At 70.2% G+C, this 19,448-nt stretch carries 24 protein-coding genes; 8 read left to right on the forward strand and 16 right to left on the reverse strand.

Going from position 1 to position 19,448, the window contains the following annotated elements; genetic code table 11:
• Positions 1–243 precede the first annotated feature (243 nt).
• The 8 genes from FE256_RS10970 to FE256_RS11005 all read right to left on the reverse strand — a co-directional run bounded on the left by FE256_RS10970 (position 244) and on the right by FE256_RS11005 (position 5,831).
• On the reverse strand, positions 244–456 hold the full coding sequence (locus FE256_RS10970) for a hypothetical protein (protein ID WP_138175533.1): 213 nt from the start codon (positions 454–456) through the stop codon (positions 244–246).
• A gap of 12 nt (positions 457–468) precedes the next feature.
• Complete coding sequence (locus FE256_RS10975; RefSeq protein ID WP_138175535.1) at positions 469–1,056, reverse strand: hypothetical protein; 588 nt, start codon at positions 1,054–1,056, stop codon at positions 469–471.
• Entirely contained in the window at positions 1,053–1,643 is a 591-nt protein-coding gene (locus FE256_RS10980; RefSeq protein WP_138175537.1) for a DNA/RNA endonuclease G, read from the reverse strand. The genes FE256_RS10975 and FE256_RS10980 overlap by 4 nt, the downstream gene beginning before the upstream one ends.
• Positions 1,640–2,029: a hypothetical protein gene (locus FE256_RS10985; protein ID WP_138175539.1), complete on the reverse strand. Its 390-nt coding sequence runs from the start codon at positions 2,027–2,029 to the stop codon at positions 1,640–1,642. Before FE256_RS10985 ends, FE256_RS10980 begins: the two co-directional genes overlap by 4 nt.
• Positions 2,026–2,214, reverse strand: a complete 189-nt coding sequence (locus FE256_RS10990) for a DUF2273 domain-containing protein (RefSeq protein WP_138175541.1) — start codon at positions 2,212–2,214, stop codon at positions 2,026–2,028. The genes FE256_RS10985 and FE256_RS10990 overlap by 4 nt, the downstream gene beginning before the upstream one ends.
• Complete coding sequence (locus FE256_RS10995; protein WP_138175543.1) at positions 2,211–2,681, reverse strand: Asp23/Gls24 family envelope stress response protein; 471 nt, start codon at positions 2,679–2,681, stop codon at positions 2,211–2,213. Before FE256_RS10995 ends, FE256_RS10990 begins: the two co-directional genes overlap by 4 nt.
• 179 nt (positions 2,682–2,860) lie before the next feature.
• Positions 2,861–4,186, reverse strand: coding sequence for a UDP-glucose dehydrogenase family protein (locus tag FE256_RS11000; RefSeq protein WP_138175545.1), 1,326 nt, complete (start codon positions 4,184–4,186; stop codon positions 2,861–2,863).
• Positions 4,187–4,259: 73 nt separating this feature from the next.
• Positions 4,260–5,831 (reverse strand): sugar transferase, encoded by a 1,572-nt coding sequence (locus FE256_RS11005; protein ID WP_138175547.1) that lies wholly within the window; start codon positions 5,829–5,831, stop codon positions 4,260–4,262.
• Between the two features lie 347 nt (positions 5,832–6,178).
• Between FE256_RS11005 and FE256_RS11010 the strand changes: the two genes are divergently transcribed.
• Entirely contained in the window at positions 6,179–7,264 is a 1,086-nt protein-coding gene (locus FE256_RS11010) for a PIG-L family deacetylase (protein ID WP_138175551.1), read from the forward strand.
• Between the two features lie 85 nt (positions 7,265–7,349).
• On the opposite strand, the gene FE256_RS11015 is transcribed toward FE256_RS11010, so the two are convergent.
• Together FE256_RS11015 and FE256_RS11020 are read right to left on the reverse strand one after the other, a co-directional pair.
• On the reverse strand, positions 7,350–7,874 hold the full coding sequence (locus FE256_RS11015; RefSeq protein WP_138175553.1) for a YbhB/YbcL family Raf kinase inhibitor-like protein: 525 nt from the start codon (positions 7,872–7,874) through the stop codon (positions 7,350–7,352).
• A gap of 62 nt (positions 7,875–7,936) precedes the next feature.
• Complete coding sequence (locus FE256_RS11020) at positions 7,937–8,239, reverse strand: hypothetical protein (RefSeq protein WP_138175555.1); 303 nt, start codon at positions 8,237–8,239, stop codon at positions 7,937–7,939.
• 238 nt (positions 8,240–8,477) lie between these two features.
• Between FE256_RS11020 and FE256_RS11025 the strand changes: the two genes are divergently transcribed.
• Positions 8,478–9,533, forward strand: coding sequence for a PIG-L family deacetylase (locus tag FE256_RS11025; RefSeq protein WP_138175557.1), 1,056 nt, complete (start codon positions 8,478–8,480; stop codon positions 9,531–9,533).
• A 7-nt stretch (positions 9,534–9,540) separates the two neighbouring features.
• Here FE256_RS11025 and FE256_RS11030 read toward each other — a convergent pair whose 3' ends face one another.
• The 5 genes from FE256_RS11030 to FE256_RS11050 form a co-directional block, all read right to left on the reverse strand.
• Positions 9,541–10,671 (reverse strand): sensor histidine kinase, encoded by a 1,131-nt coding sequence (locus FE256_RS11030; RefSeq protein WP_138175559.1) that lies wholly within the window; start codon positions 10,669–10,671, stop codon positions 9,541–9,543.
• Positions 10,668–11,315: a response regulator gene (locus FE256_RS11035; RefSeq protein ID WP_138175561.1), complete on the reverse strand. Its 648-nt coding sequence runs from the start codon at positions 11,313–11,315 to the stop codon at positions 10,668–10,670. The genes FE256_RS11030 and FE256_RS11035 overlap by 4 nt, the downstream gene beginning before the upstream one ends.
• Positions 11,316–11,407: 92 nt before the next feature.
• On the reverse strand, positions 11,408–11,827 hold the full coding sequence (locus FE256_RS11040) for an organic hydroperoxide resistance protein (protein ID WP_138175563.1): 420 nt from the start codon (positions 11,825–11,827) through the stop codon (positions 11,408–11,410).
• Positions 11,828–11,871: 44 nt separating this feature from the next.
• A complete protein-coding gene (locus tag FE256_RS11045; RefSeq protein ID WP_138175565.1) occupies positions 11,872–12,351 on the reverse strand; it encodes a MarR family winged helix-turn-helix transcriptional regulator in 480 nt (159 codons plus the stop codon).
• A 115-nt stretch (positions 12,352–12,466) separates the two neighbouring features.
• Positions 12,467–12,970, reverse strand: coding sequence for a hypothetical protein (locus FE256_RS11050; RefSeq protein WP_138175567.1), 504 nt, complete (start codon positions 12,968–12,970; stop codon positions 12,467–12,469).
• A gap of 148 nt (positions 12,971–13,118) precedes the next feature.
• Here FE256_RS11050 and FE256_RS11055 point away from each other — a divergent pair, with 148 nt between their 5' ends.
• The 5 genes from FE256_RS11055 (at position 13,119) to glmM (ending at position 17,403) form a co-directional block, all read left to right on the forward strand.
• The gene (locus FE256_RS11055; protein ID WP_138175569.1) at positions 13,119–13,955 is read left to right on the forward strand and encodes an alpha/beta fold hydrolase; all 837 of its coding nucleotides are present in this window, start codon (positions 13,119–13,121) and stop codon (positions 13,953–13,955) included.
• A 202-nt stretch (positions 13,956–14,157) separates the two neighbouring features.
• Positions 14,158–14,904 (forward strand): CPBP family intramembrane glutamic endopeptidase, encoded by a 747-nt coding sequence (locus FE256_RS11060; protein ID WP_171024302.1) that lies wholly within the window; start codon positions 14,158–14,160, stop codon positions 14,902–14,904.
• Positions 14,905–15,091: 187 nt separating this feature from the next.
• Complete coding sequence (gene rplM, locus FE256_RS11065; protein ID WP_056226423.1) at positions 15,092–15,538, forward strand: 50S ribosomal protein L13; 447 nt, start codon at positions 15,092–15,094, stop codon at positions 15,536–15,538.
• Between the two features lie 24 nt (positions 15,539–15,562).
• Positions 15,563–16,033 carry a 30S ribosomal protein S9 gene (rpsI, locus tag FE256_RS11070; RefSeq protein WP_138175573.1) on the forward strand — a complete coding sequence of 157 codons (471 nt, stop codon included), beginning with the start codon at positions 15,563–15,565 and terminating at the stop codon, positions 16,031–16,033.
• Between the two features lie 14 nt (positions 16,034–16,047).
• Positions 16,048–17,403 (forward strand): phosphoglucosamine mutase, encoded by a 1,356-nt coding sequence (glmM, locus tag FE256_RS11075; RefSeq protein ID WP_138175575.1) that lies wholly within the window; start codon positions 16,048–16,050, stop codon positions 17,401–17,403.
• Positions 17,404–17,471: 68 nt separating this feature from the next.
• Here the strand turns inward: glmM and FE256_RS11080 are convergent, their stop codons facing one another.
• Positions 17,472–18,401, reverse strand: coding sequence for a Ppx/GppA phosphatase family protein (locus FE256_RS11080; protein ID WP_138175577.1), 930 nt, complete (start codon positions 18,399–18,401; stop codon positions 17,472–17,474).
• 39 nt (positions 18,402–18,440) lie between these two features.
• Here FE256_RS11080 and coaA point away from each other — a divergent pair, with 39 nt between their 5' ends.
• Positions 18,441–19,394 carry a type I pantothenate kinase gene (gene coaA / locus FE256_RS11085; RefSeq protein WP_138175579.1) on the forward strand — a complete coding sequence of 318 codons (954 nt, stop codon included), beginning with the start codon at positions 18,441–18,443 and terminating at the stop codon, positions 19,392–19,394.
• Positions 19,395–19,448: the final 54 nt, after the last annotated feature.

The following is a 19,448-nucleotide window of genomic DNA, read 5'->3' on the forward strand; positions in this document are numbered from 1 at the left end:
CCCGATTGCGATGTCGGCGTCCGGCGGCGCCGCGGGTTCTCGCGGAGGCAGGGGTGGGGGGTCGGGGAGGAGACGCATCGCTGGCCCTTCTGTCGAAGGCATCTTTACATGCGCATGTAAGAATTCGCAGAATTCGTCCACAGACGAACCGCGTCCCGAGGCGCGAATGGCAGGGGCCCCCGCCTCGCGACGCGCAAGGAGAGGGGCGCCCATGCGCCGACCCGATTCCCGAATCCGAGCCGTCTATCGGCGGAACTGGCGCAGTGCCTTCTTGGCCTTCTTCTCCGCCTTCGCGGCGGCCTTGCGTCGACGGCGACGTGAGCGCGGGTCGTCCCACATACGGACCAGCTGATGACCGACCGACTCGCGGGACTTCACTTTCACGCCGCTGGCGCGGGTGCCCAGGACATAAGCGACCAGAACGACGGCGCCCACAATGATGATGCGGTTGCGCATGGCATCCTCTTTCTAGTTCAGGCGCCGCTGGTCGTGCGCGAGCTTGGCGCGCAGACTCGAGTGCACCGAGATGTACGTGCGGAACTGCTGGCCCGTCAGGGTCGCGAGGTTTGTGACGAGCGTGTCGACGTCCTCGGCGATCCGGCGCGGCGACGTGTTCTGTCGCGGCGTGACGCTGACGTGGAGCACCGCCTCTTTGCGCACCTCGTTCGAGGCGACGCGGGAGGCGAGGATCTCGTCGCGCTCGTCGAGCGAGCTCTTCAGAGCGGTCGAGGCGAAGCCGTCCGTGATGGTGATTCGCCCTGCGGCGCCCTCGGCTCCTGTCGACTGGAGGGGAACTCGATGGCGTCCACGCACGGCCCCGACCGCGACGAGGACGAGGAGGAGTGCCACGACCACGAGCGCAGCGACGGCGCCGATGCTGAGCGAGGGCTGGCCGATGTCGTCGGCCCACCCGCGGATGCTGTCGGCTGTGCGTGTCCACACATCTGCGGCACCGGGCACGGCGACGACCACGATCAGGAGGGCTCCCAGCCCGAGCAGGATGAGCGCCACGACGAACAGCAGGATGCGGTTCACGGCGCGATTGGTGCTTCTCATCGCGAGTCCTCCTTCCCGGCGTCACGGGGACGCTCGACGCGGACTATTGTGCGGACCGACGGGGTGAGCCGGTAGGACGCGACCTCGTCTTCGACGATCCGGCGCAGGTGCTCCCGGTCGACGGGGATGCCCATCGGCGGACGGACCGTCACGTCGACGGTGCGGTGAGCAACGCCCACCAGGAGATTCTCCCGGGCGATTCCCGACTCGGTGGCGAGATGCTGGGCCAGCGCCGAGGCCACGACGCCGTTGTCGACGACGACGGCCCGCTCACCCCAGGCCATCTCGTGCTTGGACAGGCGGCCGGGGGCCACCGCGAGGATCACGACGACGAGGCCGATGATCGCGAGGACGACGCCGGTCGCGATCAGCGCTGCGGGCGCGACGGCCGTGGGGAGAGCCGCCAACGCGTCGAACGCCGCGGCAGGGGCGATCAGCAGGGGAGGTCGGCCGAGCGACGCCACCACGATCTCGACCGCGGCGTAGGCCACGGCGAGGATGACCAGCACCACGACGACGAGCATCGCCGCGGTGCGGGGCGAATGCGTCTCACGGCGCACGACGGTGCGGAGGACGGAGTCGGTCATCTCACCCTCCTCCGGCTCGGGGCGGTCGCGCCGCTGATGGTCAGGTCCACGCGCGAGACCTCGCGGCCGAAGAGGCGGGTGAGACGCTCGTGCAGGTCGTGCTGGATGCCGTGAGCGGCTTCCAGCACGGGAGTGGCCGCGAGCACGGCCTCGGTGTCATCGAGGCGGGGGATCGGAAGCGGGGACCGCACGCGCACGGCGACGGTGTCGCGCGAGCCGGCGATCTCGACGCTCACATCCGCGCGGTCGACGCCGATCGATTCGGCGGCCGCCTGCTCCGCCGCCTTCCGGAACACCCGGTCGGCGATGTCGACGCGGCCGCCGAGGCGCACCGCGACCCCGCCCCCCGGAGCGGCCGTGGCCGTCCCGGGAATCACGGTGGTCACGATGTGCTCCGACCCGAGAATGCGTTGGCGATGCTGCGGATGTCGATCTGGCCCGAGACGATGCGGCCGACGACGGCGCCGATCACCATGAAGAGGGCGACCAGGAGGAAGCCCCAGAATCCGAAGATCAGAGCGGCGACGGCCAGGACGAGACCGACGAGCGCGCCGGTGAGAGTCGGGTTCATGACACGCGGGAGGGGGTCGAGTCGTCGTCGTCGTCACCCGGGATGTGGATGTCGTTGACGTCGACGTTGACCTCGACGACCTCGAGGCCGACGAGACGGCTGATGGCGCCGGCGACGCGAGCGCGCACCTGGTCGGCCACCTCCTGGAGGGGAGCCGGGTACTCGACCACGATCGTGAGGTCGGCCGCGGCTTGGGTCTCGCCCACCTCGACCTTCACCCCCTGGGCCAGGTCGGTCGCGTTGATCGCGTCGCGGATCGCGCCGAAGGCGCGGGCTCCGCCGCCACCCAGGGCGTGGACGCCGGAGACCTCACGCGCGGCCATGCCGGCGATCTTGGCCACGACCGCGTCGGCGATGGTGTTCTTGCCCGCAGTCTCGGCGGAGTCCCCGGAACCGGTGTACGCGCGGTCTACGCGCGACCCGTGGGGCGCGGCCGGGGATGCCGTGGGCGTGTCTTCGATAGCCATCGGAGTGTCCTTCCAGTACGTTCTGCTCCGGGCTGGTTCCCGGTGCAGCGATGTTCGCTTACTGAGGAGACGTACCGAGCGGGTGATTCGTCACGGGCGGGACGGACATTCGTGCGGGCCGGCGCGAATGACGAACGCCCCGGCATGCTGCCGGGGCGTTCGCGAATGTGTCAGAGGGGTCAGGGGCGACCCATGCCGTAGTACGTCCAGCCGGCCGCGCGCCACGCGGCGGCATCCAGGCAGTTGCGGCCATCGATCACGACGTGGCCGGAGGTCAGTTCGGCGGCGAGTGCGGGGTCGAGGTCGCGTCGGTATTCGTCCCACTCCGTCACGACGATCACGGCATCCGCTCCGCGCAGAGCCTCGTCGCGATCCTCGACGTACGTCAGCTGCGGGTGGATTCGGCGGGCGTTCTCGATGGCGGCCGGGTCGGTCAGGGTGACATCCGCGCCGAGGCCGTGCAGGCGCACCGCCACGTCGAGCGCGGGGGAGTCGCGGATGTCGTCGCTGTGCGGCTTGAAGGCGGCGCCCAGCACCGTCACCTTCTTCTCGAACACCGCGCCGCCGAGCGCCTGGACGGTCAAGTCGACGGCGCGGTCGCGGCGACGCAGGTTGATCGCGTCGATCTCGCGCAGGAACGCCACCGATTCTCCGCGGCCGAGCTCCTCCGCCCGAGCCGAGAATGCGCGGATGTCCTTGGGGAGGCAGCCGCCACCGAAGCCGATGCCGGCGCCTAGGAAGCGGCGTCCGATGCGCGCGTCGTGACCGATCGCGTCGGCCAGGGTGGTCACGTTGGCTCCGGTGACCTCGGCGATCTCGGCCATCGCGTTGATGAAGCTGATCTTCGTCGCGAGGAACGCGTTGGCCGACACCTTCACGAGCTCGGCGGTGGCGTAGTCGGTGATGATGAAGGGCGTGCCCTTGGCGATCGAGGGGTGGTACACCTCGCGCAGCACGTCCGCGGTGCGCGCGCCCTCTTCGGTCGGCGCGCCGTCGAGGCTCGGGACGCCCGCGACGAGACGGTCGGGGTCGATGGTGTCCTGCACCGCCCAGCCCTCACGGAGGAACTCGGGGTTCCACACGAGGGTCGCTCCGCGCTCGCTCACACGGGGCGCGAGCGACTCGGCGGTGCCGACGGGCACCGTCGACTTGCCCGCGACGATGTCACCCTCGGACAGGTAGGGCAGCAGACCATCCACGGCCGCGTGCACGTAGGTCAGGTCGGCGGCGTATCCGCCGGGCTGCTGGGGCGTGCCCACGCCGATGAAGTGAACCTTCGCACCCTGCGCGGCGGCCATGTCGGTCGTGAAGGACAAGCGGCCCGAGGCGATCCCGTCGGCGAGGATCTCCTGCAGTCCGGGTTCGAAGAAGGGGGCCTCTCCCTTCGAAAGCGAGGCGACCTTCCGTTCGTCGACGTCGATACCGACCACTTCGTGTCCGATCGAGGCCATCGCCGCCGCGTGAACGGCTCCCAGGTACCCACAACCAATTACAGAAAGACGCACGGGTCTCCTCCAGCTTTGTCCAGAGACGGCGCGCGAGTGGCGCACCGTCGACCCGCGCAGGGGCGCGGGGAGTTCACGCGGCCGTCTCGCCCGGCGCCAGGGCGGCGCGGGCGGTCTTGCCGAGGATCACGAAGTCGCCGACGAGCGTCCAGTTCTCGACATACGACAGGTCCAGGCGCACGGACTCTTCCCACGAGAGGGAGGAGCGTCCGCTGACCTGCCAGAGCCCGGTGATGCCGGGCTTGGCAAGGAATCGACGGTGCACGTGGTCAGCGTAGAGGGCGACTTCGGAAGGCAACGGGGGACGGGGGCCGACGAGCGACATCGAACCGCCGATGACGTTGAACAACTGCGGGAGCTCGTCGAGGCTGAACTTGCGCATGATTCGCCCGATGGGGGTGACACGCGGGTCGTTCTTCATCTTGAACAGCACCTCGTTGCCGGCGTCACGCTCCTGTTTCGCCAACTGCTCGAGGAGATCCTCGGCGTTGACCACCATCGAGCGGAACTTGATCATGGTGAATTCGCGCCCGCGGAATCCCACGCGCTTCTGTCGGAAGAACACCGGGCCTTCGCTGGAGAGCCGCACGGCCATCGCGAGGAAGGCCAGCAGAGGGCTGAGGACGATCACACCGGCGATGCTGGCGACGAGGTCCACCGTGCGCTTCAGGAAGATCTGTCCCCGCGAGAACCGGGGGGTCTCGACGTGGATGAGGGGAAGGCCCGCGACCGGACGCGTGTGCAGTCGTGGGCCGGCGATGTCGATGATGCTCGGCGCGAGCACGAGGTGCTGGCGGCCGGCTTCGAGACTCCAGGAGATCTGCTTGACCTTGTCTGCCGGGAGTTCGTCCGCGCTGGTGACGGCGACCGTGTCGGCGCCGGTGACCTGGAGAGCGCGGATGACGTCGCCGACATGTCCCATCACGGGGATGTCGGTGCCCGGGATCGTGTCGGCGACCTTTCCGCTGGGCACGCACGCCCCGACCACTCGGTAGCCGGCGTTGGGGCTGCGGGCGAATTCGTGCGCCAACTGCGTCACAGAGGTGAGCGAGCCCACCAGCAGCACGTTCGCCGAGTACTTCCCGCGGGAGCGTTGCACGACCAGCCACTGGCGCCAGAGCCAGCGCGTCACGATCAGGACCAAGACACCGACGGGCAGACTGATCAGGAGATACCCGCGCGCCACGTCGATCTGCGTCAGGAACGCGATGATGGCGATGGTCCCGAACAGCCGGAAGCTGGAGTCGACGACCCGGATGTACTCCTGCGAGCCGGTGCCCAGGACCCGGTCGCTGCGCGAGTCGATGAAGGAGAGCGCCCACATCCAGGCGACGATCAGAAGGGCGGAGAAGACCCAGTACGACAGGTCGGTGATGCGGCTGTCACGGCTGGCCGCGACAGCGGCGTTCCCCGTGCCGAACCACGCCAGCTGGGTGCCGTAGACGACCCACACCAGGGACGCGAAGTCGGTCAGGATGAGATTACGGCGATACCGCTGGCGCCAGCGGTCGTGCGTCGGGGGCGCGGCCGGGGAAGCGATGTCCGCGGGGGACTGGGAGCGTGTTCTCGTCGTCGGCGAATCGTCGATGCCGGCGACGGCGCTCTGCGACGTCGATGTCGCGTCGACCTGGAGGTCAGACGTCACAGTGCGTAGGCCCCTTTCCCCGAGCGTTCGGATCGTGGTTTCTCCTGCTGAACGATAACAGCCTGAACTCACCCCGTGAATCACCCCTGGATGAACGATTTGTTTCCTGGAGGTTGGCTGGAGTCACCCTGATTTTCCGGGGATCGGACGGTTGTCCACCGAACGGGGGACGCGTTTGCGTGGTGCGACCTTCGGGCTGCGCATCGCGCCGAAGCGCAGATATGCCGCTCCTGTCAAGCAGGGAGTGGGGATGCCGTCCTTGGTGTAAGGCGCCGGTTCGCCTATGCTCGGGGCTCGAATCGCGTGGCATCCGGATGCCGACGCCCCCGACGCCGGAGGAATCACCGATGACACGCGCTGACCGGCGGACTCTGCTCCGGGATCGCTTCGGCGTCGGCGCCCTCGTCGCGATCCTTGCCGTCGTGCTCTTGACCGGCGCGTCCATCGTCGTCTCGGGTGCGCTCGGGTTCTGGCCTGTCGGGGTCGCGGCTCCCGACGGCGTCCTGCCGATCCCGTCTTCGTCATCGACATCCGTGCCGACTTCGACGGCCCCTCCCTCTTCCGCGCCTGCCGCGACGCCGACACCACCGCCCGCCCCGCTCTCGCCGGCGGCGCAGCCGTGCGACGGCGAGACGCTGCTGTCGATCTGGGCGCATCCCGACGACGACATCATCTTCGGCAATCCCACGATCTCCGGTGCGATCGCCGCGGGGCACTGCGTGCGGACCGTGTTCCTCACCGCGGGCGACGCCGGGAAGGGCATCGGATACACCCATTCCCGGGAGCTCGGCATCCTTCGCGCGTACAACCACATGCGCGGCGTCGACGGGCTCTGGGACTCCACCGTCCTCACGCTGGACTCGGGGCTCCGGGTGGACCGACTGACCCCCCAGGGTGACGGGCGGATCTCGGTGATGTTCGTGCGGCTCCCGGACGGCAACATCACCGGTGGCGGGTTCGGCTCCACGGGGTACACGACTCTCAGCGCTCTGCTGGACGGAGGGATCGGCAGTCTCGCGCCGATCGACGGCGGGCCGGCCGTCGACCTCGGCCGGCTCTCCACCGGCCTGAGCGAGCTGGCGACCGCGCTGCAGCCCTCGCAGATCCTCACGCACGTCCCTCGCGGCAGCGCGTACGCCCCCGGCGATCACCCCGACCACTCGGCGGTCGGGACGCTGGTCCGCGACTCGATCGGTCGGGACGCGACGGTGGCCCCCGGCATCCGGTACTTCATCGGATATCCGTCGAGGGACCTGCCGCAGACGCTCGACGGGGCCGTCCTGGATGCCAAGGTCGAGACCTACCGCATCTATACGCAACAGGACGAGGTCGTGCGGTGCGCCGACCGCGACTCTTGTCTGCGCACGCCCAAGTTCGGGGACTGGCTGCGCAGGTCGTATCCGCTGAGCGAGGCCGAGCTCCGCCTGTCCTGACCCCTCCGCCGCGCGAGGATGCCACGGCGACCGGATCGCGCGCCCGTCGCGCGACGGCGACCTCGGCGTGCGGTGCGTCGCTCCCTCAGTGGGCGAAGGTGCCGTGGACGATCGCGCGCCCGAGCGTCGAGAAGGCCAGGCCGAACGAGACGGCGGCGGGGCTGGCGCCCGCATCCACCCCGAGGCTCTCGCTCCCGACGGCGTGCACGACGAAGAAATATCTGTGGGGCTGGTCGCCCTCGGGCGGTGCCGCTCCCATGAAGCCGGCCTCGCCGCCGTCGTTTCGGATGTGGAACGCGCCGGCAGGGAGGTGTCCCGAGGCGAATCCGGCCGGGATCTCCCGCAGATCACCGGGCAGGTCCACGAGGACCCAGTGCCAGAAGCCGCTGGGCGTGGGCGCATCGGGATCGAAGCACGTGATGGTGAACGAGGCCGTGCCCTCGGGGACGTTCGACCACCGGAGATGCGGCGACGTGTTGCCGCGCGCGGCGACCTGGTCGTCCTTCAGAGGCGCCCCGTCGGTGACGTCGTCGCTCACGACGTCGAAGGCGGCGACCGCGGGCAGAAGGGGGTACGGATCGGGGGTCTGGGGGCGGCGCAGATCAACCATGGCAGCACGATAGGACGCCCGGGCGAGGAGGGCAGCGGGCTTGCGTGGACCGGAGGCGAGCGTTAATCGCGGCGCGGCGCGTCCTCGTGCCGCAACGCCAGCAGGGTGCGGGCCACTTCGACGCTCCCCTCTGGGGTAGGCAGTCCGTAGTCGGTCTCGAGAACTCCCCGTAACTCGTCGGCGAGCTGGTCGACGGGAGGATCTTCGGCGATCGCGTCGATCAGTGGAACGAGCAGGTCGTCGTACTCGTCTTCGGGCCAGCCGTCTCCGATCGACCGCACGCCGATCGGGTCCCACTCCCACAGGACGGCGCGCACGCGCAGGGCGAAGGGAGACAGCGACCGCGGCGGCGAAGACGTCTGCATGGCCCCGAGTGTTTCGGCCGAGCCTAGGTGCCGGCTGAGCGCGCGCGATGAGGACGATGGGCGCGGCGGTGTCGTTCGCCCCGCCGGTCGGCCCCCTTTCCCCCGCCGCGCGGTGGGCATGACGCGTGGACTGTCCGGGTATTCGGTGCGGACGCGATAGCGTCGGAAGGTCACGCCGAGCGCCGACGACCCGAAACCGTCGCCCGCTCGGCCCGGGGGGATACGAGACGGAGCCACGGTGCAGGACGACGACCTTGCTGGGGTGGAAGGCGAGCGGGAGAAATCCGCGCGCGACGCCCGCCGCGTCCGTGTGACGCGGCGGGGACTGATCATCGGCGGATTGGCGCTCGCCGGGCTCGGCGGAGGCGCCCTTCTCGTGCGACAGTTGCGTCGCAGCGGCGGTCCGGTGGGCGCGTGGACGCCGCTTCAGCCGATCGCTCCGCCGGCGGCGCCGACGGAACTGTCTCCGGCGTTCGAAGCCCCGGGGATCGATACGGCGATGACGATCTGGGCGCACGCCGATGATGACATCATCTTCGCCAATCCCGGTCTCGCCGACTCGATCGCGGCGGGCGCCACCGTGCGTGCCGTCTACGTCACGGCGGGCGATGCGGGCAAGGGCCTGGAGTACGCGCAAGAGCGGGAAGCGGGGATCCGTGCGGCGTACGACCTCATGCGAGGAGCGACGGGGGAGTGGGACGAGCGCGAGCTCACCCTCCTCAGCGGAGCACGCGTGACGCGTTTCGTGCCGGCCGACGAGCCGCGCCTGTCCATCACGGTCCTGCGTCTGCCCGACGGTGGTCTCGACGCGAAGGGCTTCACCGCCACCGGCCACGCTGGGCTGACGCAGCTCATCAACGGCGACGCGACCGAGCTCGTGCCGATCGACGGTGGTCCGGCGTACAGTCTCCCCCGATTGACGGCGACGCTCGCCGAACTCATGGCCGCCGCCCGCCCGCGGCGAGTGAGCACGAACGTGCCGCACGAGAGCGCCTTCGCGCAGGGCGACCACCCCGACCACTCGTGCGTCGGCTCGCTCGTGCGCGCCTCCACCCCGGCGGTGGGTCTCGAGGCCGAGGCGATGTCGTACTACCTCGGCTATCCGTCGCAGGACCAGCCCGTCAATGTCGCGGGGGACGTGCTGGATGCCAAGGTCGAGGTGTACCGCACCTACGCGGCCGACGACCCCGTCGTGCGATGCGCGGATGCCTCCGCGTGCCTGGCGCAGCCCGGGTTCGGGGAGTGGTTGCGTCGGACGTACCCGAAGTCCGAAGCGGAGTTGCGCCTGTCCTGAGGCAGACTCAGCGCTCGGGTTCGCGCCGCGGAAACGTCACCGCGAGGCGGAACCCTCCGTCGGGTTCGCCGGTGGCGTCGAGGCGTCCGCCCAGCAGCTCGGCGCGCTCGCGCAGTCCTCTCAGCCCCGCGCCGCCCGACGGCAGGCGGAGTGCGTCGGTGACCGGGGCGTCGTTGTGCGCGACCACGTCCACGGTCGTCGTCGTCGTCCGCACGCTCACTCGGACGCGCGCCCCCGGGGAGTGCTTCCGCGCGTTCGTCAGTCCCTCTTGGACGGTCCGGTAGACCGCCCGCTGCAGCGGAGGCGCGAGCTCGCCGCGGACATCGGTGACCAGATCCGCCGGGAGGTCGCTGTCCGAGAGCAGACGCGGCAGATCGTCGAGGGTGGGTTGCGGCTTGTCGCCCGGGGTGGGCGCGCCCTCGGCCCGCAGGACGCCCACCATCTGACGCAGTTCGTCGAGCGTGCGCACGGACAGCGAGCGGATGATCCCGGCCCCGCGCCGTGCGGCGGGATCGGCCGAAGAGACCTGGAGCGCGCCCGCCTGGACGGCGATGAGACTCACCTGGTGGGAGACGACGTCGTGCATCTCGCGGGACAGGCGCGCGCGTTCGCGGCGGAGCACGTCCTGTTCGTCGCGTCGGCGCTCGCCCTCCCGGGCAGCCGAGAGCTCGCCCACCCGCTCGCTGAGCTCGCTACGCGTGCGTACGAGCGCGCCGAGGGCGATCGGAGTGGCCGCGTACAGCAGGGCGTACAGGAGCGAGGGGGCGAGGTAGTCCAGTTCCGGCAACTGCCAGTCAGGGAGAAGGAAGCACACGAAGGTCACCGCGCCCGCGACGATCACGGGGGGAAGGCGTCGCTCGCGCACGGCCACGGAGTGCAGGGCGATCGGTGCGGCGATCGTCATGGCATCCACGACGAGGCCGGGCAGCACCAGCGCGAACGCGACCCACGGCAGACGTCGGCGCACGAGCAGGCCCGCGACGGCGATCGCGGCGAGCGTCGACTCGAACGGCGTCCAGGCGGGCAGCAGGACGATGACGTCGATCACGGCGGCAGCTGCCAAGGCCAGGTCGGTGACGACCGCGAACCAGCGGGTGCGGGTGAAGACTCGCAGGCGGTCGCGTGCGTTGGTGGTCACCGCCGGTCGCCGCCTCGCCGGGCGCGCTCCGCGATCAGAGCCGCCTCCAGTCGCGACGACACCGAGAGTTTGGCGAGGATCGCGCTGACGTGATCCTTCACGGTGGCTCCGCTCAGATGCAGGCGTCGTCCGATCTCGGCGTTCGACTCGCCGGTGGGGAGGTGCTCCAGCACGTCGCGCTCTCGGTCGGTCAAGAGCGCCACCCGCTCTACGGCATCCGGATCGGGCGCTCCGACATACCCCTCCACGAGGGTGCGGGACACTTGCGGCGACAAGACGACCCCACCGGCGGCGAGCGAGCGGACCATCGCGGCCAGATGCTCCGGCGGGGTGTCCTTCACCAGGAACCCTGACGCGCCGTCCTGGAGCGCACGAGCGATGTGCTCGTCGGTGTCGAACGTGGTGAGGATGCCGATGACGGGGCGGTCGGGATCGTCGCGGAGCTCGGCCAGCACGTCCAGTCCGCTGCGTCCCGGCATCCGGATGTCCAGGAGGACGACGTCCGGCCGCTCGCGACGGATGGCCTCCACGGCCGCGTCACCGTCGACGGCGGCGACCACCTCGATGTCGTCCGCGGCGCCCAGGATGAGCTCGAACCCCGAGCGCACGAGTGCTTCGTCGTCGACGACCAGGACGCGGATCACGATTGTCACCCTACGTCGGGCGGCGATGCGCCGCCTGTAGGGAAGCGCGAAGGGGGCACCGACTCGCCGGTGCCCCCTTCGCTGCGTCGGTGTCAGTCCTCGGCGACGGTGACCGTGACCTCGATGTTCCCGCGCGTGGCGTTGGAGTAGGGGCACACCTGGTGCGCCTCGTCGGCGAGCTGCTGGGCCAGGTCGTGCTCCACGCCGGGCAGCACCACCTCGAGTAGAACGGCGAGCTGGTAGCCGCCCTGGCCGTTGGGGCCGATCTGCACGCGACCGCCGACCGAGGAGTCCTCGAGCTTCACCTTGTGGCCGCGGGCGACGGCGTGCAGCGCGCTGTGGAAGCACGCGGCGTAGCCGGCGGCGAACAGCTGCTCGGGGTTGGTTCCGTTGCCGGATCCGCCCATCTCCTTCGGGACGGCGACGTCGAGGTCGATCTGGGAGCCGGCGACGACGTGGCCGTTGCGGCCTTCGCCGGTGGAGAGGGCTTCTGCGGTGTAGAGGACGTCCATGGGGTGGTTCCTTTCTGGTGGGCGGGGTGGCTGTCGACGCGGGGTCAGACGCTCGGTCGAGGGGCGCTGATCGCGTCCAGCGCTGTCCGCGGGTGGTCGCGCAGATCGCGCATCGCCACGGTCAGTTGCTGGAGCGCCTGGATCAGCTCGTGAGCGCTGTCGGCGTCGGCGATCCCCGATCCGACGGCGATGCAGCGCGGGACTTGGGCGAGCTCGTCGCGCATCTCCCGACCGCGAGGTGTGAGCGAGACCGTCACGACGCGTTCGTCGTCGGCGCGGCGCTCACGCGTGACGTACCCCGCGTTCTCCATGCGCGCGAGCATCGGGGAGAGCGTGCCGGAGTCCAGTTGCAGGGCCTCGCCGAGTCCGCTGACCGTCTGGTCGCCGTCGCTCCACAGCGTCACCAGCGCGAGGTACTGAGGGTAGGTGAGGTCCCACGGGTCGAGCAGGACGCGATACGCCTGCGTGGTCGTGCGGCTGGCGGCGTAGAGGGCGAAGCACACGAGCGAGTCGACGGCGGGCATGACGTAATGGTTGCACGCAATTCAATTGTGCACAACTCAAGACCAGCCGTCACCGGTCCGACCTCGGGACACGGAACGCACCCGGAGCCATCGACTTTGACGGAATCCGAGCCGGTCAGCCCGCGGAGCGCACGACGCCGCCGTCGGAGACGGCTACCGACACCTCTGCTCCGTCGGCGAACTCGACCTTCCAGGCGGGGGCATCGGTGTCGCGATCCACCCCGGCATCGGTCACCCCTCCGCTCGCACTCCGGGCCGCGGCCGCGATGCGGATGCCGTCCGCGAGCGTCGTTCCCGCCGCGTCCAGCGCGGCACGATCCTCGCCCTCCAGGGATCCGTCGTCCCGTCGCTCCGTCACCGTCGGGCCGGCCAGATCCACATCGACCTCGATGTCGCGATCGCCCACGGCCACGTGCACCTGCGCCGTCCCGGAGTCGATCTCGAGCTCGAACGCCCGGCCGCCGGCATCCGACTCCGCCTGCACGACCGCGGCGATCGCCGCCTGGTAGACGACCTGGTCTGGAGTCCCCGCCCCCGGGGATGCCGGGGCACAGGCGGTCACCGCGACCGCGAGGCCGAGGGTCGCGAGGGCGATGGCGGGAACGCGGAGGGATGCCATGGCGCGAGGGTATCGACCTCGTGCGAACCGATCCGGGTCGTTGCGTCGGAACTGCGGATGTGCCATTCCTCTCGCCGCGAAGTAGCAATTCGAGCCGAGCCCGTCAACCGCGGGCTCGCGTGCAGGTGCCCGGCGAAACATGAGCTCCATGAGCGAGATCACCGCACACCACGGACTGCTGACCGACATCGACCTCCACGTCGACGACACCGGCGGGGCCGGACGCCCCGTCGTCCTGATCCACGGATGGCCCCTCTCGGGCGAGTCTTGGGCCCACCAGGTGCCGGTGCTCGAAGCCGACGGCTATCGCGTCGTGACGTACGACCGCCGCGGCTTCGGGCGCAGCGACAAGCCGCGCACCGGCTACGACTACGACACCTTCGCCGACGATCTCGACGCCGTGCTCGAGACCCTCGACCTGCGCGATGCGACCCTCGTGGGCTTCTCCATGGGCGGCGGGGAAGTGGCCCGCTACCTCACGCGCCACGGCTCCAACCGCGTGCGCAGCGTCGTCTTCGCCTCCGCCGTTCCGCCCTACCTCGCCCACACGGACGATAACCCGGAAGGGCCGCTCGACAAGGGCACCGCGGACGGGATGGAGAAGGGGCTGAAAGACGACGAGAAGACCTTTTACCACCAGTTCACGACCGACTTCTTCTCGGTCGACGGTGCTCTCGCCGTGTCTTCCGCGGAGCAGGCCGAGGCCGAGCGCCTGGCGAATCAGGCCGACCACCACGCCGCGCTGAAGTCGATGGAGGCCTTCGCGACCACCGATTTCCGCGACGACCTGCAGAACGTCACTGTTCCTGCCTTGATCATCCACGGCGACAGCGACGCGACCGTTCCCTTTGCGGGGTCGGGCAAGCGCACGCACGAGGCGATCCCGGGAAGCGAGCTGCACGTCGTCGCGGGTGCTCCGCACGGCGTCAACGTCAGCCACGCCGACGAGTTCAACCGCGTACTTCGGGAGTTCCTGAAGCGCTGACGCCCCTCGACCACGTCCTCGACCTCGCCCGCGACTCCGCGGAGGACGTGCCCACCGACCCCGGCACCTTCTCGGTGCCGGGGTCGGTGTCGTCTTGGCGGGTGAACGCCGGATGCCGAGCGGGTGGGGGACGATGCGAGCCCGGGACGGTCGCGCCGCGAAACGCGGTGTGAGGGTGTCCGGCGACCATACGGTGCTGCTCATGTCCGACCCGGTCGCCCGTCATCGCCCCCGCACGCCCCCGCGTCGCCGGCACCGCGCGTGGCGCGAGGGTGGCCCCAGCGTCGCCCGTTGGGATGCCGAGATGCTCGGCTGGGCCGTGCTGTCCCTCGGCCTGGGGGTGCTGGCCGCGCGGGCCGGCGCGGTGCTCCTGCCGGGCGCGATCGCCGAGGTCGTGACCCAGGCGGTGCTGTGGGCCGCATTCGCCGTGCCGGTCGTGTGGGCTTTCCGTCGGTCGCGGCCCCGCGGCCTCACACGGTTCCGTGCGGTCGACGTGCTCATCGGCGCGGTCTGGGGCGTCGGCCTGCGGCTGGCGCAGGGCGCGCTCGACGCGGCCGCCGGGGCGCCGGCGTGGCCGTCCGCCGGCACGGGAGGGGTGACGTCGCGACTCGTCGCCGAGTCCGTCGCGGCCACGACGGTCGGCCCCGCCCTCGAGGAACTCTTCTTCCGCGGTGTGGTGCTGGTCTGCACATACACCGCCGTGCGCCGGCTCAGCGGCCACGTGGCGGCCGTGGTCGCCTCCCTCGTGCTGTCGTCGATCCTGTTCGTGGTCGCCCACGCGCTCGTGGCCCCGCTGGGCCCGACGGATGCCGCCGCGCTCGCACTGGTGGGTGCGATCTGCGGGGTGTGCGTCCTGGTCACCGGCCGACTCTGGCCGGCGATCCTCGTGCACGTCGTCTACAACGGCACAGGGATCGCCGTCGTGGTCGTCGGGTCGCTGTACGGGTGAGGGTGGCCGAACGTTTGGCCATGGCATCCGGATGCCGTAGGATTACTCTTTGGTGCCCGCCTCACTGCGAGCAGGTGCCACGAACGTGAGCCCTCCACCGGCCCTGTTGCCCGGTCATCGACCGGAGAACGGACCACCGGAGCGGGATTCACGAACTCCTCCGTTCGAACAAGAAAGCAGCACTACTGTGACGCGCACTTTCACCCCCAAGGCCGCAGAGGTCACGCGCGAGTGGGTCGTTATCGACGCCACCGACGTCGTCCTCGGCCGCCTGGCCTCGCACGCGGCGGTCCTCCTCCGCGGCAAGCACAAGGCGACCTTCGCCAACCACATCGATTCGGGTGACTTCGTCATCGTGATCAACGCCGAGAAGGTGGCGCTCACGGGTCAGAAGCTCCAGAAGAAGATGGCCTACCGCCACTCGGGCTACCCGGGCGGCCTGAAGTCGGTCAACTACGAGGAGCTCCTCGAGAAGAACCCCGTCCGCGCGGTCGAGAAGGCCATCCGCGGCATGCTGCCCAAGAACAGCCTCGGCGCGGCGCAGCTCAAGAAGCTCAAGGTCTACCGCGGCGCCGAGCACCCCCACGGTGCCCAGCAGCCCACCGCGTACACCTTCGACCAGGTCGCCCAGTAAGCGCCGCCGGATAAGGACGAAACAGTGTCGAACATCGACTCCACCACCTTCAGCACCGAGACGCCGGCCGAGCAGTCCGTCGTCGCGGCCGAGCGGCCCGTTCTGTCGGTCCCCGGCGCAGCCGTCGGCCGTCGCAAGCAGGCCATCGCCCGCGTGCGTCTGGTTCCCGGCTCGGGCACGATCACGGTCAACGGCCGCACGATCGAGGACTACTTCCCGAACAAGCTCCACCAGCAGCTCATCAACGACCCGTTCACGGTGCTCGAGCTCGCCGGCGCGTACGACGTGATCGCCCGTATCTCCGGCGGTGGCCCCTCGGGTCAGGCCGGTGCGCTGCGCCTCGGCATCGCCCGTGCGCTCAACGAGATCGACGTCGAGAACAACCGCCCGGGTCTGAAGAAGGCCGGCTTCCTCTCTCGCGACGCTCGCGTCAAGGAGCGCAAGAAGGCCGGTCTCAAGAAGGCCCGCAAGGCGCCTCAGTACTCCAAGCGCTGAGTTCGACGTTCCGGATGCCTCTTTTCGGCACGGACGGGGTGCGGGGGCTGGCCAACGGCCTCCTCACCGCCGAACTCGCGCTGCACCTGGCCCAGGCGACCGCGGTCGTCCTGGGCCAGGGTCGTTCCGCGGAGGCGCGCATCGCCGAAGGGCGTCGCCTCTCGGCTGTCGTCGCACGCGATCCGCGTGTCTCGGGGGAGTTCCTCTCGGCCGCGGTCTCCGCGGGTCTGGCTTCGTCGGGCGTCGACGTGTTCGACGCGGGCGTGATTCCCACCCCGGCAACGGCGTTCCTCATCGCTGACACCGATGCCGACTTCGGCGTCATGGTCTCGGCCTCGCACAACCCCGCCCCGGACAACGGGATCAAGATCTTCGCCCGGGGCGGCACGAAGCTCCCCGACATCGTCGAGGAACGCATCGAGCGCGCTCTCGAGGGGGAGCGCCTGCAGCCCACGGGTGCCGGCGTCGGCCGCATCCGACGCTTCGCCGACGCCGAAGACCGGTACGTCGTGCACCTTCTCGGTTCGCTCCCGCACCGGCTCGACGGCATCCATGTCGTTCTGGACTGCGCCCACGGCGCAGCGGCGGGCGTCTCGCCCGAGACCTTCCGCGATGCCGGAGCGACGGTGACCGTCATCGGTGCCGAGCCGGACGGGCTCAACATCAACGACGGCGTCGGGTCCACGCATCTCGACGTCCTCGCCGAGGCGGTCGTCCGTCTGGGCGCCGATGTGGGGATCGCGCACGACGGCGACGCCGACCGCTGCCTCGCTGTGGACGCGCAGGGCACCATCGTCGACGGCGACCAGATCATGGCGATCCTCGCCGTGGCGATGAAAGAGCGCGGCGCCCTCGCCCACGACACCCTCGTGGCGACGGTGATGAGCAACCTGGGCCTGCATCGTGCGATGGCCGAGCACGGCATCCAGGTGAAGCAGACCGGCGTCGGAGATCGATACGTGCTCGAGGCGATGAACGAGGGCGGCTACTCGCTGGGAGGCGAGCAGTCCGGACACGTCATCATGAGCGACTTCGCCACCACCGGCGACGGGCTGCTGACCGGGCTGCACATCGTCGCCGAGATGGCGCGGCAGAAGAAGACGATGGCAGAGCTGGCCGCGATCATGACGGTCTATCCGCAGGTGCTCGTCAACGTCCGCGGCGTCGATCGGGACGGGGTCGGGGACGCGGTCGTGCAGGAGGCGGTCGCTGCGGCCACGGCCGAGCTCGGCGATTCCGGCCGCGTGCTGCTGCGCGCCTCGGGCACCGAGCCGCTCGTGCGGGTGATGGTCGAGGCCGCGTCCGAGGACGTCGCGCGCGCCCACGCCGACCGCCTCGCCGGCGTCGTCCGCGAGCGTCTGTCTCTCTGACCCGCGCGCGAGTCGCCAGCTTTGTCGCCTGCCCACCGCCCGAGGCGACGAAAGGTGGCGAATCGCGCTCAGTAGGCGAGGGACTCGATGTACCGCAGAAGGACGCCTTCGCGCAGCGCCCAGGGCGAGACCTCGAGCTCGTCGACGTCCATCGCCTTCATCGCGCGCTCCACGACGACCGCGGCAGCGACGATCTGGAACGTGCGGTCCGCGGTGATCCCGGGGAGCGCCTCGCGCGCGTCGGCGGGGATCCGTGCGAGCCGCGGGATCCAGTCCTTCAGCTCCTTGCGCGGGAGCACCATGCGGTCGATCCCCGACCATCCGGGCACGGGGTATCCGGCGAGCTTCGCGAGCGAGCGGATCGCCTTGGACGAACCGATGACGTGATCCGGCCGCGGGAGAGCGGCGAACCGCTCCGCGACGGGGGCGAGAACGGATGCCGCGTGCCGACGCAGCGCGTCGATCTCGTCCTCGCTCGGCGGGTCGTGGGGGAGGAACTGCACGGTCGAGCGGCCGGCGCCCAGCGGCACCGATTCGGCGAGCTCGGGCAGTTCGTCGGCGCCGCCGGCGATCTCGAGCGACCCGCCGCCGATGTCGAACAGCAGGATCTGCCCGGCCGACCACCCGAACCACCGGCGCACGGCGAGGTAGGTGTACCGTGCCTCGGTCTCACCGCCGAGCACCTGGAGAGGCTGGCCGAGCACCTCCTCGATCCGCGCGATCACGTCGTCGCCGTTCGCGGCCTCGCGCACGGCCGAGGTGGCGGTGGCGAGGAGTTCGTCGACACCCTCGGCGCGAGCCGTCTCGCAGGCCTGGGTCACGGCATCCACGAGCCCCCGCACGCCTTCGGCGGAGATCGAGCCGTCGGGCTCGAGGTAGCGCATGAGCCGCAGCACCGAGCGGTGCGAGGTCGTCGCGGTCGGCCGTCCCCCGGCGCGCGCGTTCGCGACCAGCAGGTGGACGGTGTTGGATCCGATGTCGAGTACCCCGAGTCGCACGCTCCGAGCGTAGTGCGAGCCCGCGGGTAGCATGGGCGGGTGTCCGCCGCCGAGACCGCCGCTCCCGCACCGTCGCTGAGCCCGTACCGCCAGATCGACCGCGCCGACTGGGCCCGGATGGCCGGCGGTATCGAGCAGCCGCTCACCGAGACCGAGGTCGTGCAGTTGCGCGGGATCGGGGATCGCCTCGACCTGCGCGAGGTGTCCGAGGTCTATCTGCCGCTGAGCCGGCTCCTCAGCCTCTATGCTCGGGCCACTCGTCGCCTCGGTGCCGACACCAGCGCGTTCCTGGGCGAGTCGGATGTGACGACCCCCTTCGTCATCGGGGTCGCCGGGTCGGTGGCGGTCGGGAAATCGACGATCGCGCGCCTGCTGCGCGAACTCATGAGTCGCTGGCCCGACACCCCGCGGGTGGAACTGGTGACCACCGACGGCTTCCTCTACCCCAACGCCGAACTCGAGCGCCGCGGGATCATGCACCGCAAGGGCTTCCCCGAGTCCTACGACCGGCGCGCGCTCGTGGAGTTCCTCAGCGAAGTGAAGTCGGGCGCCGAAGAGGTGCGCGCCCCGTTCTACTCGCACGTGCGGTACGACATCATGCCGGACGCCCACGTCACCGTGCACCGACCCGACGTCGTCATCGTCGAGGGGCTCAACGTCCTCCAGCCGCCGCCCACGCCGAACGACGTCGCGGTCAGCGACCTGTTCGACTTCTCGATCTACGTCGACGCCGACGCATCGCACATCGAACGCTGGTACGTGGATCGCTTCCTCGCCCTGCGCGACAACGCCTTCACCAACCCCACGTCGTTCTTCCGCGTGTTCGCCGACATCAGCGACGAGGAGGCCGTCGCGCGCGCGCTGGGGTTCTGGCGCGACATCAACCTCCCCAACCTCGAAGAGAACGTGCTGCCCACGCGCCACCGGGCCAAGCTCGTCCTGCAGAAGGGCGCCGACCACACGGTCGAATCGGTGCTGCTGCGCAAGCTCTGAGGCGCGCCCGCGGCATCGGCATCCCCTCAGCCCCGGCCCCGTAGACTCGGAGGC

Source organism: Microbacterium sp. 5K110 (assembly GCF_005774735.1).
Lineage (GTDB): Bacteria > Actinomycetota > Actinomycetes > Actinomycetales > Microbacteriaceae > Microbacterium.